The following is a 16661-nucleotide window of genomic DNA, read 5'->3' as shown; positions in this document are numbered from 1 at the left end:
GAACTTCCGAGATCAGAGCTAGACCTTCCGAGTTCTGAGGATGAACTTCCGAGATCAGAGCTAGACCTTCCAAGTTCAAAGCTTGAGTGATGAGGCTCAGAGGTGAAACTATAGAGAAAAAACCTTGGCGCATAGCATTTACTGCTACAAAATCAACTCAGCAGAAATTACTGGTAATAGACTTTACCAAATCCGCCTCCTCCAGGAGTTTCTATCACAAAAACATCCCCAGGTTTCATCTCTACTGTTGCTGTACTGTCTAAATTCTCTTCAATTCCATTCTGGCGTTGTATCCAGTTGCGTCCTACAATCCCGGCTTCCCCACCATTTAATCCAAAGGGAGGGACAACCCGATGATTAGAGAGAATATTAGCTGTCATGGGTTCTAAAAACCGGATGCGGCGGACAACTCCATTACCACCGGAATATTTTCCTTTACCACCGCTATCGTGACGAAGATTAAAGCTTTCTAAAAGTACAGGATAACGGGTTTCTAAAACTTCTGGATCGGTCAAACGGGAGTTAGTCATGTGAGAATGAACACCATCAGTTCCATCAAAATCAATTCCTGCCCCAGAGCCGCCGCAGATAGTTTCATAATATTGATATTGCTCATTCCCAAAAGTAAAATTATTCATCGTTCCTTGAGAAGCAGCCATGATACCCAAAGCGCCATATAAAGCATCAACAATGGTTTGAGAAGTTTCGACATTACCCGCTACTACTGCTGCTGGATAAGTCGGATTCAGCATACAGCCAACCGGGATAATAATTTCTAGAGGGTTAAGACACCCAGCATTAAGAGGAATATTATCATCAACCAAAGTCCGAAAGACATATAAGACTGCTGCTTGAGTTACAGCTTTGGGGGCATTAAAATTACTATTTAGTTGCTCAGAAGTCCCAGTAAAATCAATGGTAGCACTACGACTTTCTGGATGAATCGTCACTTTAACTTGAATTCGTGCCCCATTATCCATTTCATAAACAAATGAGCCATCCTTGAGAAGATTGATAGCCTTCCTCACGGACTCTTCAGCATTAGCTTGCACAAACTTCATATAAGTTTGAACAGTCTCGAGCTTGTATTGGGAAACCATTTTACGAAGTTCTTGTACTCCCCGTTCATTTGCGGCAATTTGTGCTTTAAAATCAGCGATATTTTGGTCAGGGTTACGAGCAGGATAAGTATGATTTGAAAGGTGTTGTATTACTGCTGGTTCCTGAAAATTGCCCTCTTCAACTAAGAGAAAATTATCAAAAATAATTCCTTCCTCTTCTACAGTGGTACTGTGGGGAGGCATTGAACCAGGAGTAATTCCACCGATATCTGCTTGGTGTCCACGAGAAGCAACAAAAAAGAGGGGAGTAAGAAATGGAGTATTTTCACGACTCTCTAGAAAAACAGGGGTAATTGCAGTTACGTCAGGAAGATGTGTTCCCCCATTATAAGGATTATTAGATAGATATACATTCCCTAGTTTTAGGGTGTCGCGTTTTTCGTTAATTAAACTGCGGACACTTTCACTCATTGAGCCTAAATGTACAGGAATGTGGGGAGCATTAGCTACTAATAATCCCGATGAGTCAAAAATAGCGCAGGAGAAATCCAGCCTTTCTTTGATATTTACAGATGCTGCCGTATTTTGGAGAACAATTCCCATTTGTTCTGCAATAAATTGATAGAGATTTTTGAAGATTTCTAAGCGGACAGGATCAGGTTGAGATGTTGTGTACATTTTTAACTCCTTAAAAAAATTGTGTAGTAATCCCTTAAGCACTTTTTTAAACAAACTACCACTATCTACTTGGGCGGGAGCGAGATGTGCAAGATTTCGCCTATTGTAGAGAATCCGGCGCGGGTGTAAATTCGTGCTTCCTCTTGATGTGCCGCCATGAGAAACGCCACGGTAACACCTGTGTCGAAAGCTTCTTGCACCAACCGGGTTGTTAAAGCTCCTGCTATGCCGCGTCGGCGAAAAGCAACACGCACACCGATACCAGCGATTTCTGTCGTCTGATTTCCCGGCACGGAACAGACACCAGCCCCCGCAGGTTCATCTGTTGCAACAACACGAGCAAGTACAGCGATTCCGCCTGCTGCTAAACTATTGCCAAGACGTTTACCATCTTCGGGGCTTGGTGCAGACTCTCCGTAAGCCTCGTTTTGCACCGTAACTGTAGCAAGCATTTCAGCATCGGAAACTGGCACGATTAATTCAATATCCGGGGGAACAGGAAGCAATTGCTCTGAACCAGGAATGCAAATCATAAGTGGCAAGCGTCCCTCAACGGTGAAACCAGCAGCTACTAGTGCCTCCTCGACAGCAGGCGCAAGGGAAGCAACATACTCCAAACGCGGTTTTCGTTTGCGACTTTCATAGGCAGCGATTAGTGCCTTGACGTCGGTGAGTGACGGTGTGGCTGCATCGTTAGGGATGGCATAGTTAAGAAAAGGATTGGCGCTATGGCGGTTAAAGCTAGCCAGGAAAGGCCCGATTTGCTCCGTATCACGTTGCTGGCTCGCGGCGAAGCGCAAATATGACTGAATGCGAGAGTCCATAAATGGATAGCCTTTTGATTGTAAAACTGTGTTGAGATTAGTGTAGCGAGGGTGAGTATTTTCCAGCACAACAGCTAGTTTATAAACGTTCTAAAATTAGATGGTTCCGTTGAGTTAATCTGGCATTCCAGTTAGATTCCACTACAATTGTGCTAATTTTTTCTACAATGATCGCAGGCCCATTAATACTATCTTCTGGTTGTAAATGTTCTCGTCGATAAACAGGCGTATCATACCATCTGTCAGCAGTAAACATCCTTACTATCTCAACGCCTTCAGGAGCTTCACCTGTAGAACGTGTACGAGTAATTAAGGGTTCTTCGGGAGTCTCCATTTTCTGAATTACTTCTACTGAGGCTGATTCAACAATTAAAGTTTTATCTAATTGAATAAAACCATAGCGGGATTTATGTTCATCCTCAAAATTTTGCCGCATCAATAGTACATTATCAGCAAATTTAACAGTTAAAGTAGAGTTAGTTTCTTCATATTTTAAATTGACTTTTTGGACTATTTCTGTTTGAGCATTTACTTCATTTGTTTCACTTCTAGCTTGAGTTTCTAAATATTCCATTAACTGCTGTAATTTAGGGATTAATGCTTGGGTTAAAGGCTGTTCTACTCCTTTTTCTCTAATCGCCCGGACATCAGCTAATCCCATTCCATAAGCAGAGAGAACACCAGCATAAGGGTGAAGAAATATTTTTTTCATTCCCAAGGTATTGGCAATTAAACAAGCAACTTGCCCGCCTGCGCCGCCAAAACAACAAAGCACATATTCGCTGACATCATAACCCCGTTGCAGACTGATTTTTTTAATTGCGTTCGCCATATTTTCTACTGCGATCGCCATAAATCCAGCCGCTACCTGTTCGGGAGTACAATGATTTAATGTAGTGGCTTGAATATCTTGGGCTAATTGGGTAAATTGCTGAATGACAGTATCTTTATCTAAAGGTAAATTTCCATCAATTCCAAAAACTGAGGGAAAATATTGTGGGTGGATTTTGCCTAACATTACATTGGCATCAGTAACCGCTAATTGCCCCCCACGTCGGTAACAAGCAGGGCCAGGATTTGAACCAGCAGATTTAGGGCCGACACGATAACTAGAACCATCAAAAAAGAGAATTGAACCGCCTCCAGCCGCAATGGTATTAATTGCTAATACGGGAACTCGCATCCGCGCCCCAGCAATTTCCGAATCTAATTGTCGTTCATACTCTCCTTTAAAGTGGGCGACATCTGTACTTGTCCCTCCCATATCAAAGGTAATAACTAACTCGAAACCTGCTCTTTTACTACTTTGAACTGCACCGACAATACCCCCAGCCGGGCCACTCAAAATACTATCTTTTCCTTGAAATTGTTGGGCTGCAACTAAACCACCGTCAGATTTCATAAACATTAATTGGACTCCAGGTAACTGACTCGCTACTTGGTTGACATAGCGACATAGAATCGGAGTTAAATAAGCATCGACTACTGTTGTATCTCCTCGGCTGACTAATTTCATTAATGGACTAACTTGATGAGATACAGATATTTGTGTAAAGCCTATTGTTTGGGCGATTTGGGCTATTTGTTGTTCGTGTTCAGGATAGCGATCGCTGTGCATAAAAACAATAGCACAACTCTGAATCCCTGTGTTGTAAACTGCTTGTAAGTCATTTTTGGCTAGTTCAATATTTACTGGGGTTAATTCATTGCCATGAGCATCATAACGTTCATCAATTTCAATCACCTGCTCATAAAGCATAGTTGGTAAAACGATATGACGGGCAAAGATGTTAGGACGATTTTGGTAACCAATTCGTAGGGCATCTTTAAAGCCTTTGGTGATGAAAAGAACAACGCGATCGCCTTTCCGTTCTAACAGTGCATTTGTTGCTACTGTTGTCCCCATTTTTATCACTTCTATTGCTTCACTATGAATAAGTTCGTTGCTAGAAATACTCATAATATCCCGTATACCTTGGATGGCTGCATCTTGATATTGTTCGGGATTTTCTGAAAGCAGTTTGTAGACTATAATCCATTGCTGATTAGGCAGATTCACAATTAAAAAACGTTCAGGATGTTTTGATAGTTTGTTTATGATGTCCTGATTGTCAGTAACAGCAACAATATCTGTGAATGTACCACCGCGATCGGCAAAAACCTTCAACATTATTCTGTTTCCTCAACACTATACAGGTAGCATAACAATAAGATTTGGAGTGTTTATACTTAAGGTGGGGAATATTCGATTGGGGTTGAGACTATTACCCAAGGAAGACAGTAGGCAAAAAGCAATAAACTTTGTTGTGCCAAGCTTTAATTGTTAGATTAAGTATTTTTTCAATTAATTACAATCGCATTGAAGCGTTGTATATTCTTAACACAGCAGAAAATTCGATGCTTTCCGATTCCCGGCTTTTGCCTTGTTCCAAAGCTTTTGATAATGGCGGTGGAGATTCAGCTGGCTTTTGAGGGATTTCAATAATTACTGTAATAACATTCAAGGGTTAGGCAGATTGCTTGTCATTACTATTTTTGATGTGTTGGCGCAAGACTGAGTTAATGAGTGTTTTGTATTCGACACCTTGGGTTTGAAACCAAGCTATCACATCTCAATCAAGCTGAATTAGATTCTGTGCTTAAGTTGCTGGCACTCTCAAGGTTGCTTTCTCAAAAAACTCATCAGTCAACGGTGGGATATCAGAATAGTCAATTTTACCTGATAGTTGAGCAGCATTCCAAAAATCACCGCAGGTATCCAGACAAAAATAGCTTGGGAACCGAGAGCAGCATGAATTGCTGGAACCAATGCTATGCAGGAAATATGAGCTGTCAAGCCAAAGCCCCAACTTTCAACAGCACTCAGGCTTCTAGTCAAGCGAGGGTAAGAAGATTGGCCCAAAGTGGCATTAGCAGAATGGGACATGATTGGCAGTGCTGGGTGTGATACTGTAATTAAGCTTATTAGCTAGAGTTCCCATCTCTTAAATGTTCTGAACAAAGAGTTTATATCCAAAAGTTATTTTTAAAGCAGTGAACATAAAAAAGCATGAGTGGCAAATTAATTGTATTTGAAGGGGTGGAAGGCTGTGGTAAAACCAGCCAAATGCAGCTTTGTTGTCAGTGGTTGGAAAGTCTGGGTATTTCTGTGGTGGTAACTCGTGAACCAGGAGGAACAGAGTTAGGGTTACATCTTCGCCGCTTGCTACTAGAGAAGGCAGAGGATAAACCAGTTGCACAAGTGACAGAACTTTTGTTGTATGCTGCTGACCGATCGCAACATGTTGAACAAGAACTTAAACCGCAACTTCAAGCAGGGAAATATATTTTATGCGATCGCTACACTGACTCTACCATTGCCTACCAAGGATATGGTCGCGGTCAAAACATGAGTTTAATCAATCAGCTTAATCATATTGCCACTGCTGGTTTAGAGAGTGACTTAACTATTTGGCTAGATGTCGATGTCGAAGTAGGACTAGCCCGGAAACGACGAGATGGAATAGGGTTAGACCGCATTGAACAAGAAACAATCGCTTTTCATCGGCGCGTTCAGCAAGGATACGCAGAGTTAGCAGCATCCTATCCCTCAAGAATTGTGCAAGTAGATGGCAGCTTGAGTAAAGAAGCTGTACAACAAGTAATTAAAGGAATTTTGCGCGTGCATCTCAAGGAATTGTCATAGGCATAACTTTAAAATTTGAGGCGATATAAAATGATACTTGCCTACAAAACTATCCGGCTGTTTGACGTGGTTCAATAAGATAAAAACTGATTGAAACGGCTCAATACCCTCTTTCAATTTATGGCAAATGGTTTCAGCGATTCTTCACTCTCTTTATACCACTTGCCTACGTGAGCTATTTTCCTCTGCTTGCAGTGCTTGAAAAAGAAGATACTTTTTTAGTGGCTTTGTGGTTTTGTTACGTCTCTCCAATGGCAGGCATTCTATTTCTGATAGTTGCACTTAAACTTTGGAAACTAGGCGAGCAATACTACTGTTCTACTGGTAGCTAAGTAGGTCTGCGTCAAAATTTGTCTAGTCACTGGATGGTTTTGCTCCAACTACAGTGTCGGCACAACTACAACCCTTCTCCACAACTTGGACAGTTTTCTAATTTACAAGTGAGTCTCACTTGTAAACAGTTTATTAGCTTGATAGTTACCTATTTATAAGGCAGATAACGACAGCAAGTTTCCATACAATATTAAGCCTAACTATTTTAAAAAGAAATAAAAATTAATTTTATTATGCTTTTATTACCAAATAAGATGGTAATTTACTTAATAAGTTGGTATTATCTTCAGTAGATTACACAGATGCACTTATCTATTTTGAAAGACGCAAATCTAACAAGAGGTTTGCGGCTAACTTTGGCGTAAGAATTCATTAGTTTTTAATAACTCATATTGAAAACTAGCTATCTTATATCGTTTGGTAAGGAGTTGAAAGTTTAACGAGAGAACCGTTTTTATTTTTCTCTAACAAAATTTATTGTCAACTTGCTCAGTTATGGCGATGACGATACTAATTTTTGGTGAGCAAACAGCTTTGAGCAAAACTATCTAATTGTTTCAATATTCAATAGTAAACGGAGAAATGTTTTATGCGTTTTACCCCCCAGATACCCATTGCGTCTTTAATACTATCGATACTGGTTTTATGGCAGCCTACTTTAGCTGATTCAATAAGTGGTCTTTCCTTAGCTAAAGAAGAAAAAATACCATCTGTCTGGGATAAAAATAAGTGTCTTGGAGGTTTTTCGCCAAGTTTTCGCTTGGGTGGAGAAGTCAATAATCCAACCACCTATAACTTGCAAAATCTGAAAAATTTGCGAGATACTTTAAAAAAACAAAATCCAGCATTAGTTACTGAAATCACTGTGAGCTTTCAAACCGGCTCAGGCCCACGAACCGAAACATACTATGGAGTCCCCCTATGGGAATTGATTAATAATCCGAAAGCTGGAGGTGGTCTAAAACCTGGGAATTCTGGTTTAAATTCTAAAAACTCTTTTCTGAGACAATATGTTCTAGTTGATGCCACAGATTGCTATGGTGCAGTCGTAGCTATTGGTGAAATTCAACCTAATTTGGAAGGAAAAACAGTACTAGTTGCATATGCAAAAAAAGCTAGTGATGGTAAAGTCGTGCCTTTAACAGATGAAGGATTTGCTCGTTTAGTAGTTCCAGGTGATAAAGCTGGAGGTCGTTACGTTACTAATGTGAAAAATATCCTCATATTATCCGCTCCTGCTTCTCCTTTGAAACCAAAATATTTATGATGTAGAGGCTAAGGTTATCAGTCTCAAGACTATCAGCAATAACTTCTGGAGACATTTGTAAATCTATTGAGTGTGACTGGCAAAAAGCTTGTTTACACCCACCATGTCTTCATTAATTAACAAAGCCTAATACGGTTTAGATAAGCTGTTAACGCAGGGGAGGAAAAAGAGTTATTGAGCAATAATTCTTTCTCCCTCTGCTTAATAAGTTCTCCTTCGGCTTGTCTCAACTGATAACTTTATTAACCGAACCGTATTATCACAAAGCCAACATTTGTCGATATAAAATAATTGACATTACCCAATTAAATTGGTAATTGTAATCTTGAAGATAAAATACCCAAAAACTGGAAGATTTTAGCGAACAAATGAAAAAATATTTTTTGACAGGTTCTTTGGCAGCTTGTGTCTTTAGTGTTCTGATACCGAATCAAGCTTTTGCCGCTAATCTCAACTTATATGGAGCAGGTAGTTTAAGAAATGCACTAACGGAAGTAAGCCAAGACTTCACCCAAGAAACAGGAATAGGAACGAATACAGTATTTGGGCCATCAGGGATTAGAGAGCAAGCAATAGAAACAGAACTCCAACTTGGACAGCCTACTGCTGATGTCTTTGCTAGTGCAGATATTGGAAATCCCCAAAAACTATACACTAAGGGGTTGAGCAGTCAGCCAGTGGAATTTGCTCAAAACCAAATTGTAGCGGTGTTTTCCTCAAAGTATTCTCAGGCAAAAATTACATCAAATCAGGTGTTAGATTACTTACTAAATCCCAACATCAAGTTGGGAGCTGCAACACCTATATTAGATCCTCTTGGAGACTACACTCAACAGATATTTACTCTAGCTAATTCAAAAAACCCTGGTAGTTTTGATATCCTCAATAGTAAAGCCTTGCGATTAACAGGTGGAACGAATTCCCCAATAGTCCCATCAGGACAGGACAGCTTAGTGTATTTTCTAGACAACACTCAGCAAGCAGATGTTTTCTTGAGTTACTATACTGGCGCGATCGCATCGCAAAAAATTGATCCGAGTCTGCAAGTAGTTGGGCTACCAGATTATTTGTCTGTTAAAGCACCATTTGGTTTAACAGTTATCAAAAATGCTGATCCGAATGCACAGAAGCTAGCAGATTATATTTTGTCAGAGAAAGGACAGCAAGTTTTGCATAAGTATGGATTTATTAGCCCCACCAAATCAGTACCCGAACCCAACTATGTTTGCGGACTATTACTAACTGCGGCTATGGGTTTAGCACTAAAGAAAAAATTGGCAGAGCCAAAGCAAAAGATACAAGTTTAAAATCTTAGATAAACTGAATCAAAATTGCAGCGATAGTGAAATAATTGTCGCTGTTAACAATCATTTATAATCTCATCCTAGAGTTTATTTACAGTAGTAACAGACACTGCAATTTTTAACCAAAAAATGTCAGTTTTTTACTCATAACTCTACAGGTGTTCTTTTTTGATCACTTGTCTTTAGTTTAAACTCCAGTTAAAAGTTCATCACTTAAAACGTCAAAAAATAAAAGCGATGTCTGACGACAAGCGGCTGCGCGTCTAGGTAACAGAATTTTAAATCATTGAGAGTGATGGGTGTTGCATAATGTAGAAAGAAAGCGATCCTCAAACTAACAATAAAGCGATCGCCTTTACCCCAATGTCAACACTCCTGCTGGAAAATCTGCTACTAATCGTTTTGTCTGTAACCAACGCACACCCAAAAGAATATCTTGTAGTTCATCTCCACCCAACGCTGAAATCATAAACTCTTCTTCATCTAAAAGTACATCCTTGATACAGGTTAAACTGTGCTTCTCCCTGCGCCGTCCGCATATCTTCTCTCTGACTTTCCCGTAACCATCCCAGCGAGAGAGCATCTTGGTTATCAATTGCTAGAGTGCCAGTAAATCCTGTATCTAGTAGCGCCTGTACTGGGATAATATCACCATTAGCAGCTATCAAACCAATTTCAAAAATTAACATCGCCTTTACTGTTAAACTCTCCGAAAATCATATTTTGCCACAGGCTCCAGTCTCATTGATTCGCATCATGAGACGCAAAGTATCACCAAATTGATCACGAGCCTTTGTTCTGGCAACATCCTCATTTGGATCTATAAAATAGTCTCCACTCTCAGGCTCAATGACTATAAACCAGTCGTAGTGTTCTTTGATTAACTCTGGTTGAACTCTGTCAAATACTACTCGGCAACGCTGATAAAATTTCTCATATTCAGCTTTGCGTCGGGCTTTTTCTTCTGGTGATAGTTGACGTTCTGGAAATACTCTTCCTCGACGCGGTGTGTGATTAGAAGATAGCTGTGTCATTTTGTTTACTATCTGATTGGATAATAGCCTCTTACTTTCTATATATTGATTATATTTGAAGCGATTGCCAGAAATCAGTTATCAATATTGTTTTATATCAAGCTCTCTTTTGGAAACCTCATATTCATCAATCAAAATGTCAAAAAAAAGCGATCGCTCCTTTCAAATAAAGAGCGAGCGCTTTTATTTATGCAGAATACAACTTAAGCAGCAACAGGTTCCAACAATTTAATATCGGAGAAGATAAATTCTTGAATAGAAAATTGTCCTGCTGTCTCGGTACGAATCTCCCGACGATTTAGGATGAAATAGTCACCAACTTTTTCATATTCATCGATAAATTCGCTTCTACCGCCCTTTTGTTCCCCAGTCTTGGGGTCATGGTACACAGAGTCATAGCTGTGGGACAGGTAGCCTTCCCCAGTGTCGTGACTGCTAAAAGTGTCAATTGTCACATAAGTACCGTGAATTAAACGGTGAACATGGCATACTTCATTATTGCGGACTTTGTATTTATCGCCCTTAGCCTTACCACCCATTAAAAGCTCAACCGCACCAGTTTCGTCAGTTTTACCATAGCTAAACGTATTGGCGCTGTGGGTGTCTTCAAAGCTACGGCGGATGCGGTGAATTGCTATCTCCCATGCTTGACCATGAATTGCTTGCTTGGCCGACTCGTCATCTACATCCAAAACTTCCGCTTTGAGATTGGCGTTGATGACCACTTTACCTGTAAACACTTTATCATCTTGCTTAAAGGTAATATTTGCGGTATAACCAGGGAAATTTTTGTCCCAAGTGTAGCGGTTCTCATAAGCAGCCCGGAAAAGTTCCTGAGCAGAGAGTTGTGTAACTGTCATGTGCTTCTCCTAGTCGCTACTGTAATTAGCGTTTTAGTTTCATTGGTATTAGCATAGAAGTAATTGTTGAGGCTTGGATAGTCCCCAACTGGGTACACTTATGGTTAATTCTCTTCACGCCGTATTTGATGCGATCGCCAATGTCCAAAATGAGCAAGAATTAAGGCTAGCTCTCACGGATAAAATTGGTGAGCATTTTGGCGTGCAAAATTGGGGCATTTATCTCCTAGATGAGCAACCAACGGCCCAAATCGATGTTCAGGGCATTCCGGCAGTATGTTTAGAAAGCAATCCAGTCGGGCGCTACGTGGTTGAGCGTCACGCTCCCGCCCATGAACAGTTATTATTATCACCAAAAGACTGGAAGCATTTTTGCTCGCGTTCTGATCACGAACATGTGATGACTGGACCAATTGTTTGCGATGGTCGTCTTGTCGGAACGCTTAACTTGGCTCGTGACAAGGGAAATCCTGCTTTTAATGGCAACGATTTAGCTGATTTGAGTGCCTTATGCATTCATTTATCAGCAAAAATGGCAACTCTACGGACAAAACCAAAAATATCCCATTCCCTTTTAGTAAATCCTCTAACAGCGCGTGAGTTAGAAATTGCCGAGTTAGTGGCGCAGGGGTTAACAAACGCAGAAATTGGGGAAAAACTTTGGATTACGCAAAATTCCGTCAAACAAGCTTTGAAGAGGATGTTTCGTAAGTTGAAGGTTTCGGCGCGTGCAGAAATGGTGGCAAAGCTACAAGATATACAAGTTTATTGACACTCCCCGCAGCTATTTCATCAGGGGCTTGGGAACTAAAAGTCTTAACTATCTAGTTAATGCTTAAGCCTCAATTCTTTTTGTTTCAATCAATTTCTTAACTGTCTTAAATAAACTTATCTTGTATTAATCTGAATTTTGCAGTAGGGGCGCACAGCTAGCTGTCCGCCCCTACTAAAGGACTATATTTTATGCAACTGAGAAACGCTACAATCTATCATCAGCAAGGGTAAACGCGTTACCCAAGTATTAGAATTCGGTGGTTAGACACCAGCGCCCCTATTATTACTCTTTTATTGGCGAAAAGTTATTAGTACTTGCTGCCAATAGAATATCGTAACGCATTTAGCGTCCAACTTTGTTTGAGACATTTTTGGCTGCCTCTGCCGCACTGTCCCCTACATCACTAGCAGTTTCTTGAGCGCCCTTTACGTATCCAGATCCAAACTCTTTAAGGGCTTCTCCTGACTGTTGCCCAATCTTCTGAAGTCGTTCACCAGGAGAACCTTCGGTTTCGCGAGCATCCTTATACCACTGCCCTACTGTTTTCGGTCTTTGAGCATCATTTTGCTCTACCTGTTCGCGAACTCTCTCCTTTAAGCCTTTGTCATTTTGCCCATCACTAACATTTGTTGTCAGCACTAGAAAACCAACTACGACAACAGCCAAAAAAGATTTTACCTGAAGTCCTTTAAGTAAGGAACTGATGTTACCAATCGTCCTAGAAATCAAATTTATCATGCCAATTAGCTTATTTATTGACTACAAACAAACACTAACTATAAAAAGATAATGATTCTTCTAACAAAAGGCATATTTTAGTTAGAAACAAGAAATATTTTTTAAATCTTTGGGAAGAGGTGATTTATTAGATGTATGGATATTTGCAATTGGTCTATGGGCACGAGCAATGAGCAATACTGCCTTTCTCTAGAGAGTTTGTATAACAAGCAAAAGAGAGCATTATCCGAAAGCGACTGCTGAATGAATATATCAAACCGCAATCAAAGAGTTATTAATTATTAGTTATTAGTCATTATTTTATGATTTATGCATTTACAGGAAAAACTAAATATGGATGTTTTGAAGAACCATATCTGTCGTAGCGGTAAAGCGCAATGCTAAACCCCTAAAGAGGGAATCTATTTACTATAAAACTAATAATTAATCAAAGTCTGAAATGACCTATTTTGATAAAACCATATCATGATTAATTTGTACAGTGCGTAAGTTCTAGCCAAACGTAATCTATTTGATCTGCGATATTTAGTCACCCACGATATTTTTCATGTATTGCTTGATTTTGACTTTTTACTTCCCCGAACGCGAATTTATCTCCAATTGGGGCTGACACCACCTACGCTGGAGAAATTGCTGTACTTGCTTTTGCTGCTACACAAAACTACAGCAAATCACTCCAAATCGGTTTGTGGTTAGCTAAATTGCTCTATCCCATCTTGGCTTTCCGACAAATCAAAGAAATTTTCACCAACCAAGCAAAAGGGCGAGAACTAGGAAAGAAAGCTGAATTTCTGTTGGGCTACCGCTTTGAAGATCATTGGGAAGAACCAATTGAGGATGTGAGAAAAAGATTGGGATTACCATAAATTTCCACAATTTATCCTAAAAAAGCATTTTTCTGTTCCATAACAGCTTTTTCACAAGCTCGCTTTCTGTTTATAAATCATGCTTGAGATTACTTCATCTGGCAAATGTAGCACTAAATACATTTTTAATGCTACATTTAGTCTTTAATACAAATATAAATTAAAAAAACATGTATCTTTAGTTTGATAAATTATCTATTTTAAGAGATAGATACTTGATGGCTAATTCCTAAATTGCTACTAATAACAATCAATAGTCACACGACTTTTAGGCTAGAGGCATTTTGTCTGACTTAGTGGATATACCGTAATACCTAGATATTTGAAGGGCTTGCAGACGACGAGTTAATCCACATTCTTTCCTCAATACGAGAACTGGTTCAGGTGGAAAGCCAAAGGATGAAATACTGGATAAGGAAATTAGCAATCTGTATAGTATTACTGTATAACTTGCTCCTTTCAAGTGATTACGCAGCAGCAAACCAACTTTCAAACATGGATGTGCAACAATTAAATGCACTCCCAACTGTTGAAAACTTAGCAAGTGCTGACAATAATCTTGCTAAGAGTAGAAAAAAAGATTTTTGCCAATCTAATGAGATTATCAAAAGAATAGATAAATTAGAGGGACTATTCACACTTTATTGCAGTGAGGATTCGGGCAAAATTTACTTAGAAATTAAACCAGAGCAGCTAAATAAAGACTATCTAGCTATAGTTACATTGGAATCGGGCGTGGGGGAAAGGGGAATTTATAGTGGATTACCTCTTTCTGATTTTATTTTCTACTTCCGACGAGTAAACAATAGATTGCACTTTGTTGTTCGTAATGTAAAATTCCGTGCAGAAAGTAGACCAGAACAGCGATCGCTGGCTCGTTCTTTTAGCGACTCAGTTCTTTATTCAGTCGAAATAGTCACTATTGATCCAAACAGTAAAAATCTGCTGATCAGCCTGGATGAACTGTTAATGCAGGATTTTCCCGGATTAACTCCCATATTAAAATACTCTTTGCAGGCTGATTATCAATTAGATGCAAGCAAGTCTTATTTTGGGGATGTTAACAGCTTCCCAGAAAACGTAGAAATTGATTCGATTTACGGTTTTTCATCACCAGAAGGAGCAAATTTAGTCGCCTTGCCTGATAGTAGGGCACTGACTCTGAAGGTACACTACAGTTTTTCTCAGCTTAAAGAAAACACTGGTTATATTCCCAGACTGGCAGATGACAGAGTGGGATATTTTATTACTGCTTTCCAAGATTTCTCTAATAATAATGCTCACGAATCATTTGTCCGTTACATCAATCGTTGGCATCTAGAACCATCCGACCCTAACGCCCCCTTATCTCCACCCAAAAAGCCAATTCTGTTTTGGATTGAAAATGCTGTGCCACTAGAGTACCGCGATGCGATTCGTGAAGGTGTTTTGATGTGGAACAAAGCATTTGAAAAAGCTGGATTTAAAAATGCTATTGAAGTGCAGCAAATGCCAGATGATGCTGATTGGCAACCGGCAGATGTACATTACAATACTATTCGCTGGTTCAATTCTTTAGATGCAGGTTTTGCCAGAGGCCCAGTACGCGTTAACCCACTCACTGGGGAAATATTGGATGCAGATATTATTGTAGATGCCAATATGGTGCGTTCAATTCAGCAAGAATATCACACACTGATGGAAGTAAATTCATCTTTTACAGATGGACACTTTTCTCAACTGAACAAAAACCCATGTCCAGGTAATTTATCTACAATGTTCTCGAAAGGTTTTAAAGCTTTTCCTGACAAACATTTAGCAGATAATGACCTCTGCTATAGCATGGAGTCTTCAAATCAAGCTGCAATGGGGGCGTTGGTGTTGTCAATTTTGCCAAACACTACACCCAGTAGTGAAACCATGAAGAAGTATTTGCATCAATATTTGCGTTCTCTGATTGCTCACGAAGTCGGGCACACTCTCGGTTTGCGCCACAACTTTCACGGCAGCACCATGTTAGCACCCGAAGAATTAAATAATACTGAAATCACTCGCACTAAAGGTTTAGTCGGTTCGGTGATGGACTATCTACCTGTGAATATAGCACCGCAGGGAGTAAAGCAAGGTGATTATTTCCCAGGAGTTGTTGGGCCCTACGACGAATGGGCAATTGAGTATGGTTATAAAAGAAGCCCATCAGTAGCACTTGAGGGAATCATTCCAGAATCAGAAAAAAGTTTTTTGGAGCAGATTGCACTGGTGTCGCCTCAACCAGAATTATCTTATGCAACTGATGAAGATATCTGGGACATTAATCCTTTGGCAAATGTCTGGGACATGAGTAGTGATGTGCTACTTTATTCGCAATGGCAAATGGATAATGCCCGTTTTATGTGGCAGCGTCTTGACAAGGGTTATCTATCGATTGGAGAAAGTTATAGTAACTTGCGCGTCTCATTTAATAGAGTACTTAAATATTATTTTCGCAACGCCAGCTTACTTTCTAAATACATTGGTGGACAATCATTTCGGCGTCTCCATGCTAGTGAGGATGCTTCTTGGACATTTGTACCAGTTTCACTTTTAAAACAACGTCAAGCATTGACAAAATTACAAGAGTATGTGTTTGCTGAAAATGCTTTCAGTTTTTCATCACAATTGTTGAATCAACTAGCACCATCGCGCTGGGAACACTGGGGTAGTTCTGTACCTAACAACCGCCTTGATTATCCAATTCACGATCGCATTCTGAGTTTCCAAAGTGCAGTACTGCGATCGCTATTAGACAGCGATCGCCTGAATCGTTTACAAGATATAGAATTAAAAACTCTGCCTGGAGAAGCACTTTCCATGCCGGAACTGTTCGATACCCTGCAAACAGGCATCTGGACAGAAGTTTTAACTCCAGGAGAACCAAAGCCAATTTCTAGCATCCGCCGTTCATTGCAACGGGAACATCTGAATATTTTGTTAGAGATGATGTTGGGTACTACTGATACACCTGAAGATGGTCGGACACTGGCTTGGTATAAATTGCGCCAACTACAAAAAGCTATTGATATCAGACTCAAACAACTTAGTGAAAGCCTTGATATTTACACCTTAGCCCACTTAGAAGCTTCTGGCGATCGCATCACCAAAGCATTAAATGCACAGTTAATTTCTAAGTAGACATTAGTCATTTGTCATTGGTCATTTGTCATTGGTTATTCTCCCCCTGCTTCCCCTGCTTTCCCATCTCCCCTGCTCCCTCATCT

General features: G+C 39.9%; 15 protein-coding genes. 7 read left to right on the top strand and 8 right to left on the bottom strand.

The features are described from left to right. Nucleotides 1-167: 167 nt before the first annotated feature. The 4 genes from ACFFAP_RS25100 to ACFFAP_RS25085 form a co-directional block, all read right to left on the bottom strand. Nucleotides 168-1739, bottom strand: a complete 1572-nt coding sequence (locus ACFFAP_RS25100; RefSeq protein ID WP_375513761.1) for a hydantoinase B/oxoprolinase family protein — start codon at nt 1737-1739, stop codon at nt 168-170. 65 nt (nt 1740-1804) lie between these two features. Further along, complete coding sequence (locus ACFFAP_RS25095) at nt 1805-2632, bottom strand: GNAT family N-acetyltransferase (protein ID WP_375513760.1); 828 nt, start codon at nt 2630-2632, stop codon at nt 1805-1807. A gap of 10 nt (nt 2633-2642) precedes the next feature. Then, nucleotides 2643-4733: a hydantoinase/oxoprolinase family protein gene (locus tag ACFFAP_RS25090; protein ID WP_375513759.1), complete on the bottom strand. Its 2091-nt coding sequence runs from the start codon at nt 4731-4733 to the stop codon at nt 2643-2645. 516 nt (nt 4734-5249) lie between these two features. Further along, a complete protein-coding gene (locus tag ACFFAP_RS25085; RefSeq protein ID WP_375513758.1) occupies nt 5250-5489 on the bottom strand; it encodes a hypothetical protein in 240 nt (79 codons plus the stop codon). Nucleotides 5490-5612: 123 nt separating this feature from the next. Here ACFFAP_RS25085 and tmk point away from each other — a divergent pair, with 123 nt between their 5' ends. The 4 genes from tmk to modA all read left to right on the top strand — a co-directional run bounded on the left by tmk (nt 5613) and on the right by modA (nt 9155). After that, nucleotides 5613-6248, top strand: coding sequence for a dTMP kinase (gene tmk, locus ACFFAP_RS25080; protein ID WP_375513757.1), 636 nt, complete (start codon nt 5613-5615; stop codon nt 6246-6248). 86 nt (nt 6249-6334) lie between these two features. After that, entirely contained in the window at nt 6335-6580 is a 246-nt protein-coding gene (locus ACFFAP_RS25075; protein WP_375513763.1) for an ABC-2 family transporter protein, read from the top strand. A 590-nt stretch (nt 6581-7170) separates the two neighbouring features. After that, nucleotides 7171-7848, top strand: a complete 678-nt coding sequence (locus ACFFAP_RS25070) for a hypothetical protein (RefSeq protein ID WP_375513756.1) — start codon at nt 7171-7173, stop codon at nt 7846-7848. A gap of 368 nt (nt 7849-8216) precedes the next feature. Then, the gene (gene modA / locus ACFFAP_RS25065; RefSeq protein WP_375513755.1) at nt 8217-9155 is read left to right on the top strand and encodes a molybdate ABC transporter substrate-binding protein; all 939 of its coding nucleotides are present in this window, start codon (nt 8217-8219) and stop codon (nt 9153-9155) included. A 476-nt stretch (nt 9156-9631) separates the two neighbouring features. Here modA and ACFFAP_RS25060 read toward each other — a convergent pair whose 3' ends face one another. The 3 genes from ACFFAP_RS25060 to ACFFAP_RS25050 all read right to left on the bottom strand — a co-directional run bounded on the left by ACFFAP_RS25060 (nt 9632) and on the right by ACFFAP_RS25050 (nt 11046). Next, nucleotides 9632-9841 (bottom strand): hypothetical protein, encoded by a 210-nt coding sequence (locus ACFFAP_RS25060; protein WP_375513754.1) that lies wholly within the window; start codon nt 9839-9841, stop codon nt 9632-9634. A 27-nt stretch (nt 9842-9868) separates the two neighbouring features. After that, nucleotides 9869-10186 carry a hypothetical protein gene (locus tag ACFFAP_RS25055; RefSeq protein ID WP_375513753.1) on the bottom strand — a complete coding sequence of 106 codons (318 nt, stop codon included), beginning with the start codon at nt 10184-10186 and terminating at the stop codon, nt 9869-9871. Between the two features lie 203 nt (nt 10187-10389). After that, nucleotides 10390-11046 (bottom strand): DUF3386 domain-containing protein, encoded by a 657-nt coding sequence (locus ACFFAP_RS25050; protein WP_375513752.1) that lies wholly within the window; start codon nt 11044-11046, stop codon nt 10390-10392. Between the two features lie 100 nt (nt 11047-11146). Between ACFFAP_RS25050 and ACFFAP_RS25045 the strand changes: the two genes are divergently transcribed. Continuing rightward, on the top strand, nt 11147-11818 hold the full coding sequence (locus tag ACFFAP_RS25045; RefSeq protein WP_375513751.1) for a LuxR C-terminal-related transcriptional regulator: 672 nt from the start codon (nt 11147-11149) through the stop codon (nt 11816-11818). Between the two features lie 345 nt (nt 11819-12163). Here the strand turns inward: ACFFAP_RS25045 and ACFFAP_RS25040 are convergent, their stop codons facing one another. Beyond that, nucleotides 12164-12559 carry a hypothetical protein gene (locus ACFFAP_RS25040; protein WP_375513750.1) on the bottom strand — a complete coding sequence of 132 codons (396 nt, stop codon included), beginning with the start codon at nt 12557-12559 and terminating at the stop codon, nt 12164-12166. 599 nt (nt 12560-13158) lie between these two features. On the opposite strand from ACFFAP_RS25040, the gene ACFFAP_RS25035 reads away from it, so the two are divergent. Next, the gene (locus tag ACFFAP_RS25035) at nt 13159-13425 is read left to right on the top strand and encodes a Coq4 family protein (RefSeq protein WP_375513762.1); all 267 of its coding nucleotides are present in this window, start codon (nt 13159-13161) and stop codon (nt 13423-13425) included. Nucleotides 13426-13824: 399 nt separating this feature from the next. After that, the gene (locus ACFFAP_RS25030) at nt 13825-16575 is read left to right on the top strand and encodes a zinc-dependent metalloprotease (RefSeq protein WP_375513749.1); all 2751 of its coding nucleotides are present in this window, start codon (nt 13825-13827) and stop codon (nt 16573-16575) included. Nucleotides 16576-16661: the final 86 nt, after the last annotated feature.

The organism is uncultured Nostoc sp. (assembly GCF_964245575.1).
Classification (GTDB): domain Bacteria; phylum Cyanobacteriota; class Cyanobacteriia; order Cyanobacteriales; family Nostocaceae; genus Nostoc.
The sequence above is the reverse complement of the archived record's forward strand: the minus strand, read 5'-3'. Positions and strand labels throughout refer to the sequence as shown.

Bases quoted from the DNA above. Each gene is read 5' to 3' on its own strand.
- ACFFAP_RS25090 (WP_375513759.1), bottom strand. From the start codon at position 4,733: ATGTTGAAGGTTTTTGCCGATCGCGGTGGTACATTCACAGATATTGTT.
- ACFFAP_RS25060 (WP_375513754.1), bottom strand. From the start codon at position 9,841: ATGTTAATTTTTGAAATTGGTTTGATAGCTGCTAATGGTGATATTATC.
- ACFFAP_RS25040 (WP_375513750.1), bottom strand. From the start codon at position 12,559: ATGATAAATTTGATTTCTAGGACGATTGGTAACATCAGTTCCTTACTT.
- modA (WP_375513755.1), top strand. From the start codon at position 8,217: ATGAAAAAATATTTTTTGACAGGTTCTTTGGCAGCTTGTGTCTTTAGT.
- ACFFAP_RS25070 (WP_375513756.1), top strand. From the start codon at position 7,171: ATGCGTTTTACCCCCCAGATACCCATTGCGTCTTTAATACTATCGATA.
- ACFFAP_RS25085 (WP_375513758.1), bottom strand. From the start codon at position 5,489: ATGTCCCATTCTGCTAATGCCACTTTGGGCCAATCTTCTTACCCTCGC.
- tmk (WP_375513757.1), top strand. From the start codon at position 5,613: ATGAGTGGCAAATTAATTGTATTTGAAGGGGTGGAAGGCTGTGGTAAA.
- ACFFAP_RS25045 (WP_375513751.1), top strand. From the start codon at position 11,147: ATGGTTAATTCTCTTCACGCCGTATTTGATGCGATCGCCAATGTCCAA.
- ACFFAP_RS25050 (WP_375513752.1), bottom strand. From the start codon at position 11,046: ATGACAGTTACACAACTCTCTGCTCAGGAACTTTTCCGGGCTGCTTAT.
- ACFFAP_RS25055 (WP_375513753.1), bottom strand. From the start codon at position 10,186: ATGACACAGCTATCTTCTAATCACACACCGCGTCGAGGAAGAGTATTT.
- ACFFAP_RS25030 (WP_375513749.1), top strand. From the start codon at position 13,825: ATGAAATACTGGATAAGGAAATTAGCAATCTGTATAGTATTACTGTAT.
- ACFFAP_RS25100 (WP_375513761.1), bottom strand. From the start codon at position 1,739: ATGTACACAACATCTCAACCTGATCCTGTCCGCTTAGAAATCTTCAAA.